This is a genomic window from Sinobaca sp. SA16-1, from assembly GCF_059510515.1.
Map to the genome: position 1 here is coordinate 677,866 of NZ_JCAKFL010000002.1, position 18,874 is coordinate 696,739.

The 18,874-nt window shown below is 40.1% G+C and carries 18 protein-coding genes; 3 read left to right on the plus strand and 15 right to left on the minus strand.

All coding sequences use genetic code 11. The annotated features are described in order from the left end of the window. Positions 1–213 precede the first annotated feature (213 nt). The 7 genes from AC5W2J_RS07550 to AC5W2J_RS07580 form a co-directional block, all read right to left on the minus strand. Positions 214–1,581, minus strand: a complete 1,368-nt coding sequence (locus tag AC5W2J_RS07550) for a sensor histidine kinase (RefSeq protein WP_496058860.1) — start codon at positions 1,579–1,581, stop codon at positions 214–216. After that, positions 1,578–2,261: a response regulator transcription factor gene (locus AC5W2J_RS07555; protein ID WP_496058861.1), complete on the minus strand. Its 684-nt coding sequence runs from the start codon at positions 2,259–2,261 to the stop codon at positions 1,578–1,580. Before AC5W2J_RS07555 ends, AC5W2J_RS07550 begins: the two co-directional genes overlap by 4 nt. 65 nt (positions 2,262–2,326) lie before the next feature. Next, positions 2,327–5,191, minus strand: coding sequence for an ATP-binding protein (locus AC5W2J_RS07560; protein ID WP_496058862.1), 2,865 nt, complete (start codon positions 5,189–5,191; stop codon positions 2,327–2,329). Next, a complete protein-coding gene (locus tag AC5W2J_RS07565) occupies positions 5,181–6,419 on the minus strand; it encodes a metallophosphoesterase family protein (RefSeq protein ID WP_496058863.1) in 1,239 nt (412 codons plus the stop codon). Before AC5W2J_RS07565 ends, AC5W2J_RS07560 begins: the two co-directional genes overlap by 11 nt. 140 nt (positions 6,420–6,559) lie before the next feature. Next, complete coding sequence (gene yidC / locus AC5W2J_RS07570; RefSeq protein WP_496058864.1) at positions 6,560–7,318, minus strand: membrane protein insertase YidC; 759 nt, start codon at positions 7,316–7,318, stop codon at positions 6,560–6,562. Between the two features lie 27 nt (positions 7,319–7,345). Next, the gene (locus tag AC5W2J_RS07575; protein ID WP_496058865.1) at positions 7,346–7,618 is read right to left on the minus strand and encodes a hypothetical protein; all 273 of its coding nucleotides are present in this window, start codon (positions 7,616–7,618) and stop codon (positions 7,346–7,348) included. Between the two features lie 26 nt (positions 7,619–7,644). Beyond that, complete coding sequence (locus AC5W2J_RS07580) at positions 7,645–8,298, minus strand: lytic transglycosylase domain-containing protein (protein ID WP_496058866.1); 654 nt, start codon at positions 8,296–8,298, stop codon at positions 7,645–7,647. 165 nt (positions 8,299–8,463) lie between these two features. Between AC5W2J_RS07580 and AC5W2J_RS07585 the strand changes: the two genes are divergently transcribed. Both AC5W2J_RS07585 and AC5W2J_RS07590 read left to right on the plus strand, forming a co-directional pair. After that, positions 8,464–8,643, plus strand: a complete 180-nt coding sequence (locus AC5W2J_RS07585; protein ID WP_496058867.1) for a YhzD family protein — start codon at positions 8,464–8,466, stop codon at positions 8,641–8,643. A 5-nt stretch (positions 8,644–8,648) separates the two neighbouring features. After that, positions 8,649–8,771: a hypothetical protein gene (locus tag AC5W2J_RS07590; protein ID WP_496058868.1), complete on the plus strand. Its 123-nt coding sequence runs from the start codon at positions 8,649–8,651 to the stop codon at positions 8,769–8,771. A gap of 16 nt (positions 8,772–8,787) precedes the next feature. Here AC5W2J_RS07590 and AC5W2J_RS07595 read toward each other — a convergent pair whose 3' ends face one another. Both AC5W2J_RS07595 and AC5W2J_RS07600 read right to left on the minus strand, forming a co-directional pair. Next, entirely contained in the window at positions 8,788–9,264 is a 477-nt protein-coding gene (locus tag AC5W2J_RS07595) for a hypothetical protein (protein WP_496058869.1), read from the minus strand. A gap of 290 nt (positions 9,265–9,554) precedes the next feature. Then, complete coding sequence (locus tag AC5W2J_RS07600; RefSeq protein ID WP_496058870.1) at positions 9,555–10,313, minus strand: SDR family NAD(P)-dependent oxidoreductase; 759 nt, start codon at positions 10,311–10,313, stop codon at positions 9,555–9,557. A 160-nt stretch (positions 10,314–10,473) separates the two neighbouring features. Between AC5W2J_RS07600 and AC5W2J_RS07605 the strand changes: the two genes are divergently transcribed. Beyond that, the gene (locus AC5W2J_RS07605) at positions 10,474–11,292 is read left to right on the plus strand and encodes an STAS domain-containing protein (RefSeq protein ID WP_496058871.1); all 819 of its coding nucleotides are present in this window, start codon (positions 10,474–10,476) and stop codon (positions 11,290–11,292) included. Positions 11,293–12,019: 727 nt separating this feature from the next. On the opposite strand, the gene AC5W2J_RS07610 is transcribed toward AC5W2J_RS07605, so the two are convergent. The 6 genes from AC5W2J_RS07610 to AC5W2J_RS07635 form a co-directional block, all read right to left on the minus strand. Continuing rightward, positions 12,020–13,456 (minus strand): glycoside hydrolase family 1 protein, encoded by a 1,437-nt coding sequence (locus AC5W2J_RS07610; RefSeq protein WP_496058872.1) that lies wholly within the window; start codon positions 13,454–13,456, stop codon positions 12,020–12,022. Positions 13,457–13,694: 238 nt separating this feature from the next. Further along, positions 13,695–15,053, minus strand: a complete 1,359-nt coding sequence (gene celB, locus AC5W2J_RS07615; RefSeq protein WP_496058873.1) for a PTS cellobiose transporter subunit IIC — start codon at positions 15,051–15,053, stop codon at positions 13,695–13,697. Between the two features lie 18 nt (positions 15,054–15,071). Then, a complete protein-coding gene (locus AC5W2J_RS07620; RefSeq protein ID WP_496058874.1) occupies positions 15,072–15,575 on the minus strand; it encodes a hypothetical protein in 504 nt (167 codons plus the stop codon). 15 nt (positions 15,576–15,590) lie between these two features. Then, complete coding sequence (locus AC5W2J_RS07625; protein ID WP_496058875.1) at positions 15,591–15,911, minus strand: PTS cellobiose transporter subunit IIA; 321 nt, start codon at positions 15,909–15,911, stop codon at positions 15,591–15,593. Positions 15,912–16,049: 138 nt separating this feature from the next. After that, positions 16,050–16,370, minus strand: coding sequence for a PTS cellobiose transporter subunit IIB (locus tag AC5W2J_RS07630; RefSeq protein ID WP_496058876.1), 321 nt, complete (start codon positions 16,368–16,370; stop codon positions 16,050–16,052). A 249-nt stretch (positions 16,371–16,619) separates the two neighbouring features. Then, entirely contained in the window at positions 16,620–18,548 is a 1,929-nt protein-coding gene (locus AC5W2J_RS07635; protein WP_496058877.1) for a BglG family transcription antiterminator, read from the minus strand. Positions 18,549–18,874 lie beyond the last annotated feature (326 nt).

The window sequence follows — 18,874 nt, forward strand, 5'->3', positions numbered from 1 at the left end:
GGCCTCCGCCCATCCTTTTCTATGTGGGATCAACTCTTTCTTTAAAAAGGCAGCTTCACTCCTGCAGCGGTGGACTCCTGCAGAACAGCCATCGACGAAGAGGAAGAGGACGCTTTTTCACTCTTCAACTGAGGCATGGCCTGCGGAAAGCAGCCGCCGAAAAAAAACAGTATATAGAAACAAATAAGGATGGGCCTCCGCCCATCCTTTTTGCTACTGCTCTTCTATTGTGCGCTTCAAAGATTTCGGAATCGTGATTTTAAAACAAACGCCGTCCTTTTCGTTAATGGCCTCATGGGTTCCTTCATGGAGCTCGGCGATACGCTGCACGATCGCAAGTCCAAGTCCAAACTGTCCTTTATTTCCTTTTTGGAAAGGTGTAAATATCTGTTCCAATTCCTCATCGGGAATCAGCGACCCGTTATTTCGGACAGAGATAATGATTGTATCCGCGGTTTCTTCTGCTTTTATCCAAATCGTGTCCTTCGCATAACGCATCGCGTTCTCAATCAGGTTTTCCAGCAGTATCTGAATCTGCTCTTTATCTGCCGTCATTTCTACATCGGCACCTTCAATGATAAATTTAACGTGGCCGCGCTTCATTCGGAATCGTTCTTCAATCCGAAACGCCACACTGCCAAACATCATTTCTTCCAAATTAATCGTATTGCGCTTCATCGCGTCCAATTTGGTAAAATACAGCATGTCTTTGACCCGTTTGTCCATTCGGTTTGCCTCTTCAAGAATAACATCCATCGTGTTTTCAATATCCTCTTTAGGAAGAATGCCGTCTTTGACAGACTGCGCATAAGTTTTTATCACCATGATAGGTGTTTTCAATTCGTGCGAGGCGTGCTGGATGAACGTTTTCTGAGACCTGTCATACCGGATGAGGTTCTGACGCATTCCTTCAAACTGATTGGAGAGCCGAATAAAATCATCATCCCCCTCGAGATGAAATGGTTCTTTCCAGTTTCGTTTAGCGATCTGCTCAAATTGATTGCCGAGCACACGGAGCGGCTGGCTCAAATACCGTTTAAGCCATATCGCAGGGAGAAAGCTGAGAGCACTCGTAATCAGCAGCAGATAGGCGAGCCGTTCCCAGAGCCTCGATACCATTAAATCTCTGTATGTATCCCACATGTAGGAAATCTGGTAGGCTTCTTCTCCGTCTGATTCAATTCGGTTAATTACATAAAACAAGGTTGCATCGTTATACATCATTTCAAATCGTTCCTGGTCATTTTCCTGATCTACTGCGTTGGATATCATTTCCTGCAGCACGCTGTCAGGAACCTGTCCGCCCTGCAGGGTCCCTGTTTCATTCAGCAGAAACAAGTGCCCGACAGACCTTTCTGCTTCCTGCCTCTCAATAAAATCAAAATCTTCTTCGGGAGGGGTGAAATATTCACTAAAAGGATTGGCACTTCTCGCCTGCTCTTCCTCGATAATTCGATACGTTTCTTCCGTCAGCGTCCCCCGGATCGAAATAGGGTATACAATAATCATCGTTAACCCGACGAGAACAATCAGGGAAATAAAAGACAAGTACACCCGTTTAGTTAAATTCAGCTTCATCATGATGATAAAATGCGATACCCAAATCCATATAATGTTTCAAGATGGATGCGGGACATTTTTTTTCTGACTCTTCTTACGACATCATCCACTGCCCGTTCCGATCCAAAATAGTCTTCTCCCCAGACCTGTTCGATAATGTCTTCTCTGGACAGAGCCTTCCCTACATCTTCTGTCAGCAGTAAAATCAGATCCATTTCTTTAGTCGTCAGTTCAATCGAACGATTGTCATTAAGGGTATCAATGACGACTCTGGCTTCTGCATCTACAATATAATCGTTAAGCTCTACTTTTTTATTCTCCTGGGCTATTTCTCCGTATACTCTTTTTAATAGCTTCTTCACACGGATGATCAGCTCCTGCGGGAGAAACGGCTTGGATAAATAATCATCACTTCCCATTTCCAGACCAAGAACGCGGTCCAGGTCCTGATCCCTGGCACTAATGAAAATAACCGGTGTGTTTTCGTTAATCGCTCTGATCTCTTTTAACACGTGATAGCCGTCCGTACCTGGCAGCATAATATCAAGCACCCATAAATGAGGCGCATTCTCGGCTTCTGCAATCGCATCGTCGCCGTTTTCGAATACAATGACCTCCCAGCCTTCTTTTACCATGTACGCTTTTAATATGTCAGAAAGATTTTTTTCATCTTCTGCCAAATACACTTTATACTTACTCATATATTTAGTCCTTTCACTGCGGCGTTCATTATAATGTTCATGTTATCAATGTTTTCTAAAAGGCGCTACCTTTCATCGGGGCCATCTCTTCCGAGAAAGAGGATTTTATCTTTCAGCAGAGGAACTTCCGCATAATCATGGCACGTGAAATAAATAATCTGGCGGCCTTTGCTGATATAGGAAAGCAGACTAAACGCTTCGCTGCGGCGGCTGTGATCAAAATGGGCAAACGCATCATCTATGGTCATGGGAATACTGTCATTACGCTGCTTTTCATACACTTCGGCCAGAGACAGGCGCAGGGAAAGATACAACTGTTCGGACGTACCGTAGCTTAGTTCTTCCGGTGTGAAAATGATACCGCCGGCACTCTCCACCATAATAGTTTCTTCTCCCATCGGTGAAAATAAGCGGACATGCTCCCCTCCGGTTATACGTTGAAAATAGTCCGACGCTTTTTGAAGAACTTCCGGCTGCCTTTCCTTTTCATGAACCGATTTTGCCTCCTCCATTAAATACACGGCTGTATTCCATACTTTCCAGCGGTGCATGTGCTCAGCCAGTGACTCTCTCAGGTTCTCGTAGTCCTGAAGAAGCTGTTCATAGCCACCGCCTTCCTCCCATGCATAAACACGCTGGAAGACAGCAGCCAGCTCTTCATTTAAATCGTGAATGCTTTCCTGTTTCTCGTGAATCTGCCTGTCGGTTTCTTCGAGTTCTTCTTCAGTATCACCGGGAAGCTTCAGCGCTGCAATCAGCTCTTCTTCTATTTCTCCTGCTGTCATTTGGGAACGCCACTGGGCTTTGACAAGCTGCATACGCTGCTGCAGGCTTTGATACGTTTCTTTTCCATCCGCTGCCTGGAGCAGCTCTTCTTCTGAGGCCCACCCGTACGAGTGCAGAAACTCGGACTGCTCCTCGTTTATCTGTTCTTTTACATGCAGCCACTTTTTAAAAAAGAGCCTGCTTTTTTCTGCGGTTTCCGCTCTGCTGTTAAGCTGCTGCAGGTGCTCTTCTTCCTGCTTTAACATATCGGCTGCATAGTGAATCGACTGGGCTGTTGGAAGCTTTTTTTCCAGGCGCAGGCGCTCGTAAAGCTGGTTCGTTTGGTGGTCTATATCGGCCACACGCTTTTGCCTGGCAGCAAGTTCTGCTGCTGCTTCCTTTTCTTTTTCCATTTCGTTTTTTAAACGGTTCCATGCCTGAAAATAGTCTTCTGCCATAGCGAGCGGGAACGCAGGCATCCCCCATTTGCTGCACCATTCCGATAACTCCCGCTTTACCTCTTCCTGTGCTTCTATTTCCTTATCAAGGCGTACCAGTACAGTGTCTATTCGCTTTGTTTCCAATTCAATATTCTGATTAATTGCTGCGAGAGACTGTTCTCTATGCTGTGTTTTCCAGTACTTTTCTTTTTCTGCTTCGGACTGCTGCTTTTCTTTTTGGGTGTCTGTCTGCTTTTGAAGCAGGAACAATACGAGTGCAGCGATCCCTGCCACAAGCATAGTCATGCCTTCAAACCAGGAACCGGTAATTAATTCCCATAATCCAAGTACGGTAAAAACAAAAGCGGCAGCTTTTAGAAATAAAAGCAGCTTGCTCCACTCTCCGCTCGAATCAGCGGCAATTTCTTCATGAGGCTGCTTCGATGCTTGGCTGTCTTTAGAAAGCGCGGAAGCTTCCCGTTCTTTTTCCTGTTCATGAAAGGTTTTCTGCTGTTCAAGCTGTTCTGCTTCTCTTGAAGATAAGTGAATGTTCTCCTGCACAGCCCGCTTTCTGTCCATAATCATCTTAAAATCATTTTCCCCGGCTATGCTCGGAAATACAGCAGGCACTGAAGATTCATCTTCTATCTCCAGTTTATAAAAAAGCTCCCTTTTTGCAGAAATGATCCGCTCCAGCTTTTGCGCTGCCTGCTCCGCCTCCTGCTGATTGCTTTCCCGGAGCGGCAGATTTTCTTTTAAGTTATGAATCACGTATTTTTCCTTATGCAACAGGATCGAGCAGCTTTCCCCCGCAACGGTTTTTATCGATTCGTAGTACTCTGCCTCGGCTTCTTCCAGCATCTGCCCTGCATTTCTATTTCTGTCCTGAATTTTCTCCCACTGCTGCTTCAGATTAGCAGGCAGCTTTTCAAATGATCGGAAAACTTCTGCCTGCGCTTCTAGTTCTTCTTTTTCATTCAGCGTCTGCAGAAGCATCTTTTTACGGCGGATCCATTCTTTTCTATGGTATAGCTGCTGGATGTCTTTTTCTGTGCCCGCAATTTGAAGCTGCAGTGATTTTTCTTTTTCCTGAAGTTTTTCGTATTCTTCAAGGTCTTGTTCAAAACGACTAATATCTGCTTTCTTTTCCTTTATAGCCGTCAGGAGCTGATTAATAACCGGTTTTCGGCCCTGGGGCTTGAACCACCCTCCTGCTTCCTGGATCATTTCTTTTTCAATTTCCATCATATGCTTTGTGCCCGTCATTCCGGCTTCATATAAATACTGATTAAGAGAATCTGCCTTTAATTGCTGCAGTTCACTCCAGTCTTCGGCCCCGAAACAAAAGATATCCTGGTACGTTGTTTTGTCCAGCCTGTGCAGGTACAGTTCAAGCCATTTGTCGTCCTGCAGGGTCCCTGCTTCATCCCAGATCTTCACGTCACCTGCGACTTTTTTCCCTTCTGTTCTTTCCAGGATAAATTGTTTTCCCTCATTGGAAACAAACGTCATTTTTCCTCCATAACGACTGCCCTGCTTGGGACGGTAATTTTTTCGTTTTTCTATTTTTGAAGGAAACCCAAACAGCATCGATAAAATAAATGCCCTCAGGGTGGATTTACCGGCTTCGTTATCTCCCTGGATCAGTACCAGGCCGTCCGATAACGAGATAGTCGTATCAATCCATTTTCCAAATCCATATATCTGAAGTTCTTTAATGATCATCCGCTTCTCTCCTTAACCATTTTTCCTGAATAAGATGAAGCGCTTCATCCACTAAATCCTCTACTGCGGGCTCTTCTATCCCGTACCGTGCGGCCGGCTTTTCCAGCCCTGCCCATTTACTCTGCAGCTCTGTATCCCCGCTGTTTACTTGGGCTGCTGCTTTTTTTAAATCCCCGGTAAATAACAGCTGGTCAAACGCATCTATATGCGTTTCTTTAATCGTTTTATCTTCTATGGATTCTATTATATAAAACGGGACAAATTTCTTTCCCGCTTCCTGCAGCCACTCCATTATTTCTTCCCGCTTTGCTTCCTGACGGAGGGAGTCATGAAGAGAGCCGCTTCCTTCGATGGTTAGACGGACGGCAGCCCCCTTAACCATACTATTGGAGAGCCTCGATTCCAGCGCCTCTTCCAAAGCCATTCCCAGTTCATCGACCGATGTCATATGGTTAATCGACACCGTGATTTTCTCATACGTGAACGGGGATACCGGCCTGAATTGGACATTTGTCTGTTCCGAAGACATTTCTACAAGCAAATACCCTTTTTCTCCGTCTTCTTTCATATGGTGTCCTTGAATACAGCCGGGATAGTGTACACCCGGTGCCAGTTCCATCCGTTTATGAATATGGCCCAGCGCCCAGTAATCCATCTGCTTGTCCTTTAATTCCTGCAGACGGAATGGGGCATAGGGCTGGTGAGGGGCGCTTGATTCGAGCGGCTGCCCGTGAAGAAGGGCAATATGCAGCGCGGCTCCGTCCTGTTTTTTATAAAAAGGCACAATGTTTTCTGTGACCGCCCGCTTCTCATAGCTGTACCCATAAAGATGGACGGCCTCGTTTTCATCCACCCGATGCACCGCACATTCTTCTTTATTCGAAAATACATATACATTATCCGGCCATTTTACCGGCGCGTAGTTGCCTTCCACCGGATCGTGATTTCCATAAATGATGTATACCATTATTTTTTCTTTTTCGAGCTGTTCAAATTGTCGTTTCAAAAAGACCTGGCCGCGGATGCTCCGGCTTTTCTGGTCAAATAAATCGCCGGATAACAGCAGAAAATCGACAGAATCCCGTACGGCGGCTTTTACCATTCTTTCCACAGCTGTTTCCGTGCTTGTTAATACTTCCTGCTGAACGTCTGCTTCCGCTGCTTTTAATGCAGAAAAAGGAGCGCCTATATGTAAGTCTGCAGCATGAATAAAACGAATCGCTCTCATTTTTCTTCATCCTTTCTTCTGCTCTGTCTCCCTGTATCCCAATTCCCTTTTCTGACAAGAGATATGCTGTGTATTTTACCGGATTTTTTCATCCTTGTATAAAAAAAGCTGATGATACTATTATATCATCAGCCCTGCTTTTATTTTACGGGTTCCTGTTCCCATTTTTCCCGTTTCTTTTTAAAAATCCACGCCTGAATAATCATAAAAAGGCCTCCTGTTACCCAGTACAGCGACAGCGCAGATGGAAGAGCGATACCTGCGATGATTATCATGACCGGCATTAAGTACAGCATAGGCTTCATCATATCCGGCATTTCCTGCCCGCCTGACGTAACTTTCGTCTGCAGAAACACAGCGGCTCCTGCCAGAAGAGGCATAATAAAATAAGGATCCGGGTCTCCCAGGTTCATCCATAAAAAGGAGTGGCCGGCGATAGCCTCGGTGCGCACAATCGCAAAGTAAAAGGCCATGAGAATTGGCATTTGAATCAAAATCGGCAGGCATCCTGCAATAGGATTGACTCCGCTCGTCTGATACAGCTTCATGACTTCCTGCTGATACTTCTGTGCTTCGGTCTGGTCTTTCATGTTGTATTTTTTCTGAATTTCTTTCATCTGCGGCTGAATTTTCTTCATTTCGTGAGAGCTGCGCTGCTGCTTGGCAAACAGCGGCACGAGCAGCAGCCTTACAGCAATAGTTGCTGCAACAATAGCCAGTCCGTAGTTTCCTTGAAAGAAAAGAGCCAGCTGGGTGAGCACCCAGGAGAATGGATACACAAAGTAGTGATTCCATACTCCCTGGCTCTCCGGTGTGATAAATTCTCTCTCTATACCGCACCCGGACAGAACAGTAATCCCGAGCACAATAACAAGCATAAATAGTATTTTTCTTTTCATTTCTATTTCCTCCCGTATTCAATCTCCTTATACTGCAGCAGAATTAAACACGGGTGGTTCTTCATCTTTGGACTGGTCCTTTGAAACAGGCACTTTTCTTTTAATAAACGTGAACATTCTTCTTACAGCCGGCCTGATACCGGTCTGGATCAGAGAGGGCTGCTGCTGTTTTTTATCAAACCATCCCGGCTGAAAAAAGGAGCCGCCTTGATAAGATACAGAAAAGAAACCTGCATAGAACAGGGTCGTCATAAAAAACAGGACTTCAATCCACGTGATATCCATCAACAGCTCTGCCATACAACCCCCTCTTTCCCTTCTATATTTTAGTTAATGTGTTTCTTTTCTTCTTCCGACAGTTCGACCACTACGTATTCCTCGGCATAGGCTTCTCTGTATTCGAGTACTTCATCCACGTACCAGTCCGCCTGATTATAATTAAAAATAGCTGCTTCTTCGCGGCCATTTCCCGCCCCATTGGACGAGAGATAGTTAGCTGTGGAATATACGGCATCTTCCAGGTCATATGGATCGGCCCGGCCGTTTCCATTACCATCCGTTCCGTAACCGCCGTATCGATCAATGACCTCCGTGCTTGTCAGTTCCTCTTCCGGAATGTCGAGACTGCCGTTGCCTTCACATCCCGGGTAGTTCCACCCTACAAAGGTGCAGGGCATAAACTGCATGTGGCCCAAAGCCCCTACCGGGCTCTCCAGTTCATTCATTGTGGAAAAAACGGTTTCCACCCGGTGAATCGCGGCCAGCAGCTCCCAGGACATATTATACTCCTCTGCAGCGTCTTGATAAACAGGAATAAAGTCTTCCGGAATTTCGTTTACCGCAAAGCTGCTGCCATGCTGGTTCAACTGCGGCTCCTGCTGCTCATTTCCGAGCGAAATAAAAAAGATAATAACAATAGCTGAAAGTACAACACTAATGGTAATAAATAAAGAGTATATAGTACGCTTTTTCTTTTTCACTGGTGGTCAAACACCTCCTCTACTATCATATACAAGAACACGGCTTTATAGCTATAGTAATTATGATTATTTCATGTCTATACGGCTTGCGCATCGTAATGTTTCAGCGTAATATAAAAGTATAATGTGAATGACTATTCATTCAATTACCACAGGAGGGATACAATGACTTACTACTTAACCGTCTACGACAAAGACAGCACTGTACTTTTAAATGAATCATTTGATTATGAAGAGGATACAGAAGCCATTTCCCATGGGCGAAAACGTCTCGAGGAGGAAAATTATTTTCAAACGACCCACCGCTTAACCCGGAAAGGAAAGCTGCTTCTGTTTTATCGGTGAGCCTTATGAAAGGACTGCAGGAAAAGTTTGTCACTACAACAAAAGCTAAACAAAAACCTCGTATTCCTTTTAAAAAGGGCTGCGAGGTTTTTTCAGGAAAAAGAAGAATAGTAAAGTATTTTGATTAAACTTTCTTCCCTGTCTTTATTTTTTATATTCGTAGCTGGAATAGTGGTCTTTAACGGATGGAAGAAGCGTAACAAATTGGATTAAGAGCCCAAGCAGGATATAAATAATATGCAGCAGTACCACTTCTTTTATTAAATGCATTTGGACTGTAATCCATATAATTAAGATAAAACCTATATACAATGAACTGTTCCATGCCCAAAAAGATTCTTTATAAAGTCTTAGTTTTCCGGAGATGTTTAATGGCTTTTCAAAGGTGAGAAAAATTGCCGTAAATAGTGGAAGCACGCCTAAGCCTAAAAATAAAATTACGCCCGGTATCAGGAAATTATTAAAAGGAGTATCTCTTAATAAGTCTAACGGCATTGACGATAGAGAACCGTCAGGAGAAATAATTAGAAAACCGCCGCCAACGAGAGCACCAATTCCAAGAAGAATGTGAAAGAAAATTAACACGTAGCAGCCAAATGACTTACGATGCTTTTCAACCATTCAACTCACCTCCTGATTAGTATGTAAAATCAGGGCAGCATCAATACGATGGTGTAAGGTAATTCGGAATCACTTCGTATTAGGAACCCCACTTCACTAAAGAAATTTTTAGTTCCCTTGCTATAGGAATTGTTTTATATATGTATTTTAAAGCATGCAAATAAATAAAACCAATTTATCCATTAACACTTCTTTAAAAATAAATGTAAACGTCAAAAATCCCCACCTGCCATGATCGGTGCGGATTTTCAACGGATAATTTTATGATTTGTTGAAAGATGATTGAAAAATTACAGGACCGATCCGCCATCAATAACCGTTTCATCTCCGGTAACAAAGCGGGATTCTTCGGAAGCGTAATAGAGAGCAGCATAGGCAATGTCACTTGCTTCTCCATAGTGCGGCGGAAGTGGAACGACATCTTTGTTATCTTCCTCAATCGTTGCCTGCCTCTTTCCCATAATTGGTGTTTTAATAGGACCGGGGAAAATGCTGTTGGCACGAATATGTTCTTCTGCAAAATGAGCAGCTACGTGTTTGGTTAAAGAACGCACGGCGCCCTTTGAGGCACTGTATGCTGTTCCATTTCCCCCGGCTGCTCCGGCCGCTGTTAATGCGGAAATCGATGCTATATTAATAATAGATCCCCGGCCGCCTTTTTGCATTTCCGGAATCACCTCGCGCATCCCCAGGAAATAGCCTGTCCCATTTATATTCATGACCTGGTGCCACTCATCCAATGATGTTTCCAATATCTTATTTGGCAGATGAATGCCTGCGTTGTTTACGAGGATATCAATACGACCGTAAATCGTTATCGTTTTCTCCACGACTTCTTTCCAGCTGTCTTCCGAAGCAGTATCTAAATAAAGAGACGTAATGTCGCCTCCCTGCTTCTGAATCTTTGCTGCTTCTTCTGTTAACAGATCGAATTGAACATCTGCTGCGATAACTTTTGCTCCTTGTTCGGCAAAAAGTTTAGCCGTTCCTAAACCAATACCTCCGGCTGCTCCGGTTACAATCGCTACTTTATCTTGTAAACGTGTCATTGTATGACTCCTCCTTCAGCTATATAGGCTTTTCCAGCCTGCAGCACTTATTGTATCAATAGAATGCGGTATCCGTCCCACAGGCAGGCCTGAGGAGATTCTTTATCGAGGTTTAAAAATACTTAATACCGTGAAAAAGTAGAAGAAAGAGGGGGATTCCATGGCCTACATCGGTACAGAACTATATGACCATTTTTTTCACAACATCGACCAAGCGATTGGCCGTATTGTCACCACTACATCTCAGAACCTTCAGCACGAGCTCTCACAACGAGAATATGACCTGCACCACGATTTACTCCATAACTTGTTTCTAAAGATCAAAGAGGAACTTGATGAACAGCATTCAACGACCGCTGCCAACCTGGATTACGACCCCGCGGACGTATTGAGTGAGCAGGGATATAACTTGACCTATATTGTCATGCTCCTTTCTCAATTCCGCTTAAACGTAGTAAAAGAAATTGAAGAAGAATTTCAAAAGCATGGCGTAGGAATTTTAGGGGATGCCTTTTATTTCATGCGCCGGATGAGTGATATTTTCGATCAATCTATAAAAAATTCTACAGAATATTTCAATAACCAATACCAATTAAACCTGCAAAAGCTGGAGGAAGAACTGCTGTTGCTTTCGGCACCCGTTGTACCAGTGAAAAAAGACGTATCTATACTGCCGGTTGTGGGCTCCTTAAATGAAGAGCGCGCTGATCATATTATCCAAAGTGTGATACCGGAAATCGTAGAAAGCAATATCACTATCCTGATTATTGATTTTTCAGGCATCCATCAGTTTGATTCGTATGTCGCTTCCCGCTTGTTAGCGATTACGAACACATTGCATCTGCTTGGTATTCGCACTGTTATCACAGGAGTTCGTCCAGACATGGCACGTACGATAATAAACCTTGGCAGTGCTGTAGATGATATCGAGACCTATCGAGACGTCAAAGAAGCGTTAGAGCAAATTGTGCCCTCTTAGAAGAGGATTTGGAATCAAGTGCGGCTTCGCTTTACGGCGGCCGCTCTTGTTAATAAGTATATTTAGTTCAGTCTACATATTTTCCATAAATAGTTAAAAACAAAGCATAGACATTTTAGTCTAATGCTTTGTTTGTCTTTACATAACAGTAATACGCTTAACGTTATAAACAGTCGGGTTGTAGTATTTTTTCTTTTATTAAACCAATCTTCAGCAGGATCCCCGCAAGCATCAGCGTTACTATGCCTTTACATGTTTTTTCAGTTTCTTTACTGGAAACTACACTAGCCGTACTTTATTTTTTAATGACGTTTCCTTTTCTGATGTAAAACAAAACCGATGGCGGTTATGATAGTTCCTACTGGTATGATAATAACTGCACTTATAAAAGACATTATAAATATTTACTCCAACCTGTATGATCCATCCGCTTTTGTTTTAATTGTAGAGGAAAATTTTATTGAAGTAATGTTACAACCTGCGAATTTATAATGATGGACCCCATTTCTGAACCTTACTCTAGATAAACAGTCTATAGTAGAATTTTTTTAATAAACACATTTTAAAAGTACGAATCAACAATACATGACAAAAACTAATGCTATCTTTTTGGTCTTTTACAACTTGAAATGATCCCAGTACAATACTGGGATCATCATGTAGCGTTTTGAGATTTTTTTACATTGTATATACTATGGTTCAAAATTCAATTAGAACAAGTTTTTTATTAAAGAGACTGGCCGTTATTAGCAATTACATCTTTATACCAGAAAAAACTATCTTTTTTATATCTTTTTAACTCTTTTTCGCTCTCTTCGTCCCGATCTACATATACAAAGCCGTAGCGCTTTTGATAACCGTTCAGCCAGCTTAGAAGATCTGTAAAAGACCAAACACAATAACCAATAACATCAACACCATCTGTGATGGCCTGTTGGATTTCTTCAATATGACTTTTAATATAATCAATGCGGTACTGATCGTGAATCCTACCATCTTCTTCGAGCTTATCAAATTCACCAAGTCCATTTTCACTGATCAAGATTGGAAGATTATAGCGGTCTCTAATCCGCCTCATGCCAATACGAAGCCCCACAGGATCAATTTCCCAGTCCCAGTTAGTAGCTTCCAGGTTTTCATTACGAACCGTTTTATACAAACCAGGCCAACCGGTTTCCGGAGTAGTACCTTTCTTGCCAGTCGTATTAAAACCTCCGGACCCTACGCCGTTTAAAGGATTACTTTCATAGGTCTGGGTTTTATAGTAATTAACACCCATAAAATCAGGAGAGCCTGCTTTAAGAATAGCTTCATCTCCTGGCTCTATATCCGGTGCCAGTCCTTTAGACTGTAAATATTCAAAAGCCATCTTCGGATACGTGCCAAATACATATACATCCATCCACCAATGATTTACGAATTCTTCTGCATTATCGGCAGCGATAATGTCTTCTGGTTTTGATGTCGCTGGATACGCAGGAACTAAGGCAAAACTAGGTCCTATCTTTCCATTTGGAACAATCTTACGAAATGCAGCGATTGCCTTTGCGTTGGCAAGGCTTGCTATGTGATTCGCCTGGTACATCACTTTAGTATCTTTTTCTCCCGGAGGATGAAGAGCAAGCTGGTATCCTAAATTAATAAAGATATTCTGTTCATTCAGCGTGACCCAGTGTTTGACTCGGTCCCCATACTGCTTAAAAAGCGTCTCGCTATAATGAAGAAAATCTTCTATAATTTCTCTGGACGCCCAGCCACCATACTTATCCTGCAAAGCCTTAGGCAGATCCCAATGATAAACCGTAACAATTGGCTCTATTTCATATTTCAGTAATTCATCAATTAATTGATCATAAAAAGCCAGACCTTTTTCATTTGGTTTTCCAGAGCCTTCCGGAAAAATACGAGCCCAAGCTATTGAAAAACGATACGTTTTCATCCCCATTTCAGCCATTAACGCAACATCTTCTTTCCAGTGATGGTAATGACCGACAGCGACGTCACCGTTTGTACCTTTGTATGTTTTTCCTGGAATCCGAACAAATTCATCCCATATAGAGAGTCCTTTTCCATCTTCTTTCCAGGCTCCTTCTATTTGATATGAAGCCGAAGCGGCTCCCCATAAAAAATCTTCGGGAAAAGGACGTGCTGTTTCGTGTATCATAGATAGCCTCCTAAATAGATTAATTAAACAATCTCAGCCGTAAAAGAAAAAAAGGAGAACTTCCTTAAATCTCAAAATAATAGCATGTAAAAGCCATCCCAGAAATTTGCGAAAGCCCTGATACTTTTCTGTAACTCTACTTTATTCTTTTTGAGATCTGTTTATTGGTAACAATAAACAGATCTTGGATTGATTAGAACAGCCATATTCTTTATGGCAAACTGCTTATAGATTTGGATTACATTATTGACTCTTCACCATTTTCCTGTTTCACCAGCTTTTGATCGTACAATTTAATAAATGGCAGCCAAATTAAAAATGCTACAAGAGCACAAACCACTGCGAGAATTACTGCCGTAAACGCTCCACCTGTACTAATAAAAGCACCTGCACCAAGCGGAGTAGGCCAAGGCATCTGTGCAATGATTGGCGCAACCATTCCGAGATTAATCGCCCAATAAGCGATGGATGCTGAAACCATCGGTGCTATAAAGAACGGGATAGCTAAAAATGGATTATAAACAATCGGTAATCCAAATATTAATGGCTCATTAATATTAAATATACCAGGAGCAAGAGATGCTTTTCCTAACACACTTAATTGTTTTGATTTAGCTAAAAACGCAAGGAATATAACCAAACCCAATGTTGCCCCAGAACCGCCTACTATTGCGAAAGCGTTATTAAATTCTCCTGCCAAAGGCATTGTTGCTCCACCTATATTAGATTCTAAATTCGCAAGAATGATTGGCGTTAAAAAGCCTAAATAAATAATATTTGATCCATGGATACCAACAATCCATAGAGCATGAATAAGGAAGTAAATAACCAGAATACCTAACCAGCTATCTGTTAAATACACAACAAAACTAAAAGGGATAGATACTATTTGAAATATATCCGTGCCCAGCGCCACTAAAGTACCGTTAATTAATAAAACAGCAAACGCAACAATAAATGTTGGAACTAATGCGGTAAATGCTCTAGCTACACCTTCCGGTACTGCTTCCGGCATTCGTATAATCCAATTTCGTTTTACACACAATCTATACAATTGTACAGATACTACTGCCATAATGATTGCTGTGAATATGCCCGAAGACCCTAAACGGCTCACACCACCTTCGACCATTCCCCATCCATAAACAATGGTATTTTCATCATTAATTTGATTTACTAAAGACATTTCTCCATCAGATAGAACCAATTGAGGAATAGTCATAAAAAAAGCAAACATGGATAATAAAGCACCATTTAAAGGATTTAGATTTAATTCTTCTTCTTCGGCATATATTTTTGTATATTCATAGCCAAGAACAAGGCCAAAATATAAAGCTAGTATGCCCATTGTTGCTTGGTTTGCCAGCATATATAAGTCACTGACTCTAAAGAATGTACTATTAAAAACTCCTTCTAAGAATGGAAATGTCTGAGGAAGCACATTAAATACCAAAAACATTGAACCGACAATGACAAATGGAATAGTAGCCATCCCTGCAGCCATTATTGCACGAACAAAACGTAAGGAAGCGACTTTGTTCATCGGGCCCAATAAATATTTTTCCATAAAAGCGAATAATTTGCTTTCTGATCCCACGGGTAATCTTCCCTTCTCCTATAAATTAATAGCCTTTTCATATTTTTTAATCCGTTTATAATGCTTATCTTCATTATTTCTAATTTGGGATAAACGATTGAGAATAAATAAACTTAATAATATCCCGATAACCAAAATGCTTAAAATCAGTATCCTGGAATTTATTTCATCTGTAAGAAATGGATATAATTGAGTGAAAGACGATGAAAAAAAAGTCGGTAATAATAAGAGGATATTTGTCCAAAATAATATTAAAAAGAAATATCTTGTTTTTTTAGCATTATTTATATGTTCACTGTATGCCTTTACTAGTTCAGCAATATGAAACAACGAAGCTATAAGTATGAACAATGGGATAAAATATAGTGATGAACTGCTCATTAATAATAAAATCAGCCAGTATAAATTTGTAAAAAAGAATAATGCAGTAACATATCTAATTAATAAGTACCGATTAAAGTACATAGCTTTCATGCTGAACTCTTTTCGATTTCTTTCTATTGCCCTTTCGTTATTTTTCATATTCAGATCCCTCATTTATTTCTCTTCGAGTTTTTTATATAGATGTAACATTTCCAGCGCAACTTCTCTTAATGTCATCGTTGTCATTAAATGATCCTGTGCATGAACCATTATTATATCTATATTGATGTGTTCTCCAGACGAATATTGTGTCATCAAATCTGTTTGAGATTGATGCCCTAATAATATTTTTTCATTGGCCTCGTCTAACGTATTTACAGCATCTTTGAATTTATTATTTCTCATCATTTCGAATGCTTCGTGTATAAGTGTTCTTGAAGATCCACTATGCAGGATTATTTCAAAAGCCACGCCTTGAATTTGTTCTTGTTCCATCTCTTTTCATTCTTCCTTTCTTAACATCTAAAATGGAGCTGCTAAAAATACATTAAATGATTAAAAATTCACAAGGCAGCATTTTTATTTTCCCAATTAATGCCATTGGAAACGCTGCCTTATTTTTATAAACAATTATTATTTTTGAAGCTCTTCTAGGATTAAATTCCCTAATTTTTCAATACCCATAGGAATAGGGACATACATTTGTGGTGGAATATTTACTACGGGTTTACCAGCACGGTCTCCTGTTTCTTTAAGGCTTTTGTAGTACATTTTTGTTTGAGGACTTATTAGAAATAACGCAAAATCACTTGATTTAACCATTTTGCTGCCTTCATTAGCCGAAGTAGCATCTACTTCAATATCATGGCCTTTTTCTTTTAGAAAGTTTGTCGTTTTCTTGGCCATTAAAGAAGATGACATCCCACCTGCACAAATAATTAAGACTTTTTCCATTTTGCATTCCTCCATTATATTTACTTATTAAGACTCCATACTTCTGTTGCAAATTGTCTCTATTAAAACAACAGTTTCTTAATACCAGTAGAAAGAATCTTTATGGTGATGTTCTAAATCACCATTATCTTTGCTGCAATTTCATTCTATTATGAAAGCGCCATCAACTGTAGAGGACGTTTTTCCATTGCCAAAGGAAATTAAATACTAGACATAAAAAAACAGATACAGGATGAACCTGCATCTGTTTTAAGCCTTGTTTAACGATCGTGTAAATTCAGCAAAGGTTTTACTCTGTAACAATTTTTGCAGTAAGAAACGATTATCCAGCAATTTCATTAATACATCATACATTGGTTTTAAATCATCCATCATTTGTTTTTGTTTATTAATATTGAGTAAGCAGACAATTTGCACAGGTTTATTCCCCCATTGAATTGGCTTTTTCAATGTGACAATGGACCAAAATGTATCATTTGTTTGTGGTTCCATTGGATGTGGAATAGCAACCAAATTACCAAAACTAGTAGATGAATAACTTTCACGCTCTAAAACAGAACTGACAAAGTCAGTATTCACCTTCCCCGCTTCTATCAATTGATCACCTAAAAATTGAATAACTTCTTCCTTTGTGGAAAAATCCATTTGTAAGTATGTGAATTGTTCCCACATATATTTCATCACAATATCGATATCGTTATGAATCAATTTTTTAATTTTATCTACATCCTGATCACCAAGCAATGTGCTTACTTGAATAACTGGAATAGGTAATGTTTCAGGAATCGGGATCGTGCTGATAACAAAGTCTAAATCATGAATTGGTTGGCTGTCTAAATTATAATACTCTGTTGTTCCTAAAATATCTAACTCATCATAAAATCGATCTTTTAACTTAATTAAAAGTAATTGTGATGTTCCTAATCCAGAAGCACAAACAATTATACAGCGTTTTTTGTCTTTACTACTCTGCTTTTGCCTTTCCAATGCAGCCTCTAAATGAAGGGCCATATAACCAATTTCACTCTCATCAATAGACATCCCTAATTCCTCTCTAATAACTTCAGCTCCAGTGAGTGCGGCTTCAAAAGAAAAGGGATATTTATTTTTAATTTCCTCTAACATTGGATTTCTATGGTTCATTTGGTAAGTATGTCTGCTAATTGCCGGTTTTAAGTGTAAGCTCAAATTTAATATTAATTCTTTATCATTATAAAGATTTAATGAGTAAGCCTTATCTATTCGATCAAGAATATTTCTAGTTAATTGTTGGATATCATCATCCAGAATAGAGTTGACTTCTTCTATTTCTAATTCAGAGTATACTTTTTTGGAGCCTTGTAAATGAATAGATAAGTAAGCGGTCTCATTTATAGAAAAAGATACTTTTAGTTTTTGTTCTATTTCTTCTACTATTTCTTTTGCTATCGCATATTCTTTCGTATCAGTGATCTTATTGAGCTCTTCTTGATAGATTTCGATCACTTTCTCCTCCCGAATACGCCTGCAGGCAATCGCGAGATGCGTGATTAAGTTATGTAGACTAATATCATTGATAACCGTTTTATATTTCCTTAATTTAGAAATAATACTATTTCGAATCCATTCTATTTCTTTCTTTGGCAATATTTCTAAACACTCCGCTGATGGCTCCACCATTTTCGGCTTCTGATTAAATATATGTTCGGAGATAAAAAAACGCATTTTCATTTCTTCTCCGTAGACTTTAATTCCATGATTTGGTTTCTGATCAAGAAATAAGTCATAAATTTCCAGAGTTTTTCGAATACTTTTCAAATCACCTTGCAAGGTTGATCGACTAATAAACAGTTCTTCCGCCAGGATATCCATCTTGATGTATGAAGACTGCAGTAAAAGCTTTTCCAGCAAAAATTGTATGCGATCTTCTGGTTCCGTTGGTACAACGTGATTATTTTCCTGGATAACATCTCGCAAAAAATGTTTGAACTTATCATCACTTATGATATTAATTCGGTATCCTTTTCCACGATAGGATTCAATATAGGCAATATCATCATTTAACAGCAGATTCAATTCTTTTATATGATTTTGAATCGTTTTTGAACTAACTTGCAAATTAGTCGCAATCTCAGTGCTTGTTTGTAGATCATCGGATGTTAATAACTGTTGAATAATTTGCTTTAGACGCGTTTTCATCTCATTAGTGCCCCTTATATGTAGTAGTTCTTATTTGCTACTATAGAATATATAGTTTGAAAAAACAACTTTAGGCAGCTTAAGGAGAAGTTAAACATCATCAATAATTATTTGTAAATAGAGTAATCTTCTAACAATAAAAACGTTATTATTTATTTCTATATAACTCTTCAACCTTTAACCAAACTAAATAAAATCTAATATAATAGCACTTAGGAATTTCTAGTTATATTCATCAAATTGATCGGGAAAAATGGACTGCTTTTCATTACAGTCCATTTTTAATTCAAGTATTTATATTCATCTACATGTATGAGCCCATCTAC

Excerpts from the sequence above, each read along its gene's own strand:
- AC5W2J_RS07590 (WP_496058868.1), top strand. The coding sequence starts at position 8,649 with ATGAAAGGACTGCAGGAAAAGTTTGTCACTACAACAAAAGCTAAACAA.
- AC5W2J_RS07575 (WP_496058865.1), bottom strand. The coding sequence starts at position 7,618 with ATGGCAGAGCTGTTGATGGATATCACGTGGATTGAAGTCCTGTTTTTT.
- AC5W2J_RS07550 (WP_496058860.1), bottom strand. The coding sequence starts at position 1,581 with ATGATGAAGCTGAATTTAACTAAACGGGTGTACTTGTCTTTTATTTCC.
- AC5W2J_RS07555 (WP_496058861.1), bottom strand. The coding sequence starts at position 2,261 with ATGAGTAAGTATAAAGTGTATTTGGCAGAAGATGAAAAAAATCTTTCT.
- AC5W2J_RS07560 (WP_496058862.1), bottom strand. The coding sequence starts at position 5,191 with ATGATCATTAAAGAACTTCAGATATATGGATTTGGAAAATGGATTGAT.
- AC5W2J_RS07585 (WP_496058867.1), top strand. The coding sequence starts at position 8,464 with ATGACTTACTACTTAACCGTCTACGACAAAGACAGCACTGTACTTTTA.
- AC5W2J_RS07595 (WP_496058869.1), bottom strand. The coding sequence starts at position 9,264 with ATGGTTGAAAAGCATCGTAAGTCATTTGGCTGCTACGTGTTAATTTTC.
- AC5W2J_RS07620 (WP_496058874.1), bottom strand. The coding sequence starts at position 15,575 with ATGAAAAATAACGAAAGGGCAATAGAAAGAAATCGAAAAGAGTTCAGC.
- AC5W2J_RS07600 (WP_496058870.1), bottom strand. The coding sequence starts at position 10,313 with ATGACACGTTTACAAGATAAAGTAGCGATTGTAACCGGAGCAGCCGGA.
- AC5W2J_RS07610 (WP_496058872.1), bottom strand. The coding sequence starts at position 13,456 with ATGATACACGAAACAGCACGTCCTTTTCCCGAAGATTTTTTATGGGGA.
- AC5W2J_RS07630 (WP_496058876.1), bottom strand. The coding sequence starts at position 16,370 with ATGGAAAAAGTCTTAATTATTTGTGCAGGTGGGATGTCATCTTCTTTA.
- AC5W2J_RS07625 (WP_496058875.1), bottom strand. The coding sequence starts at position 15,911 with ATGGAACAAGAACAAATTCAAGGCGTGGCTTTTGAAATAATCCTGCAT.
- yidC (WP_496058864.1), bottom strand. The coding sequence starts at position 7,318 with ATGAAAAGAAAAATACTATTTATGCTTGTTATTGTGCTCGGGATTACT.
- AC5W2J_RS07565 (WP_496058863.1), bottom strand. The coding sequence starts at position 6,419 with ATGAGAGCGATTCGTTTTATTCATGCTGCAGACTTACATATAGGCGCT.
- AC5W2J_RS07605 (WP_496058871.1), top strand. The coding sequence starts at position 10,474 with ATGGCCTACATCGGTACAGAACTATATGACCATTTTTTTCACAACATC.
- AC5W2J_RS07635 (WP_496058877.1), bottom strand. The coding sequence starts at position 18,548 with ATGAAAACGCGTCTAAAGCAAATTATTCAACAGTTATTAACATCCGAT.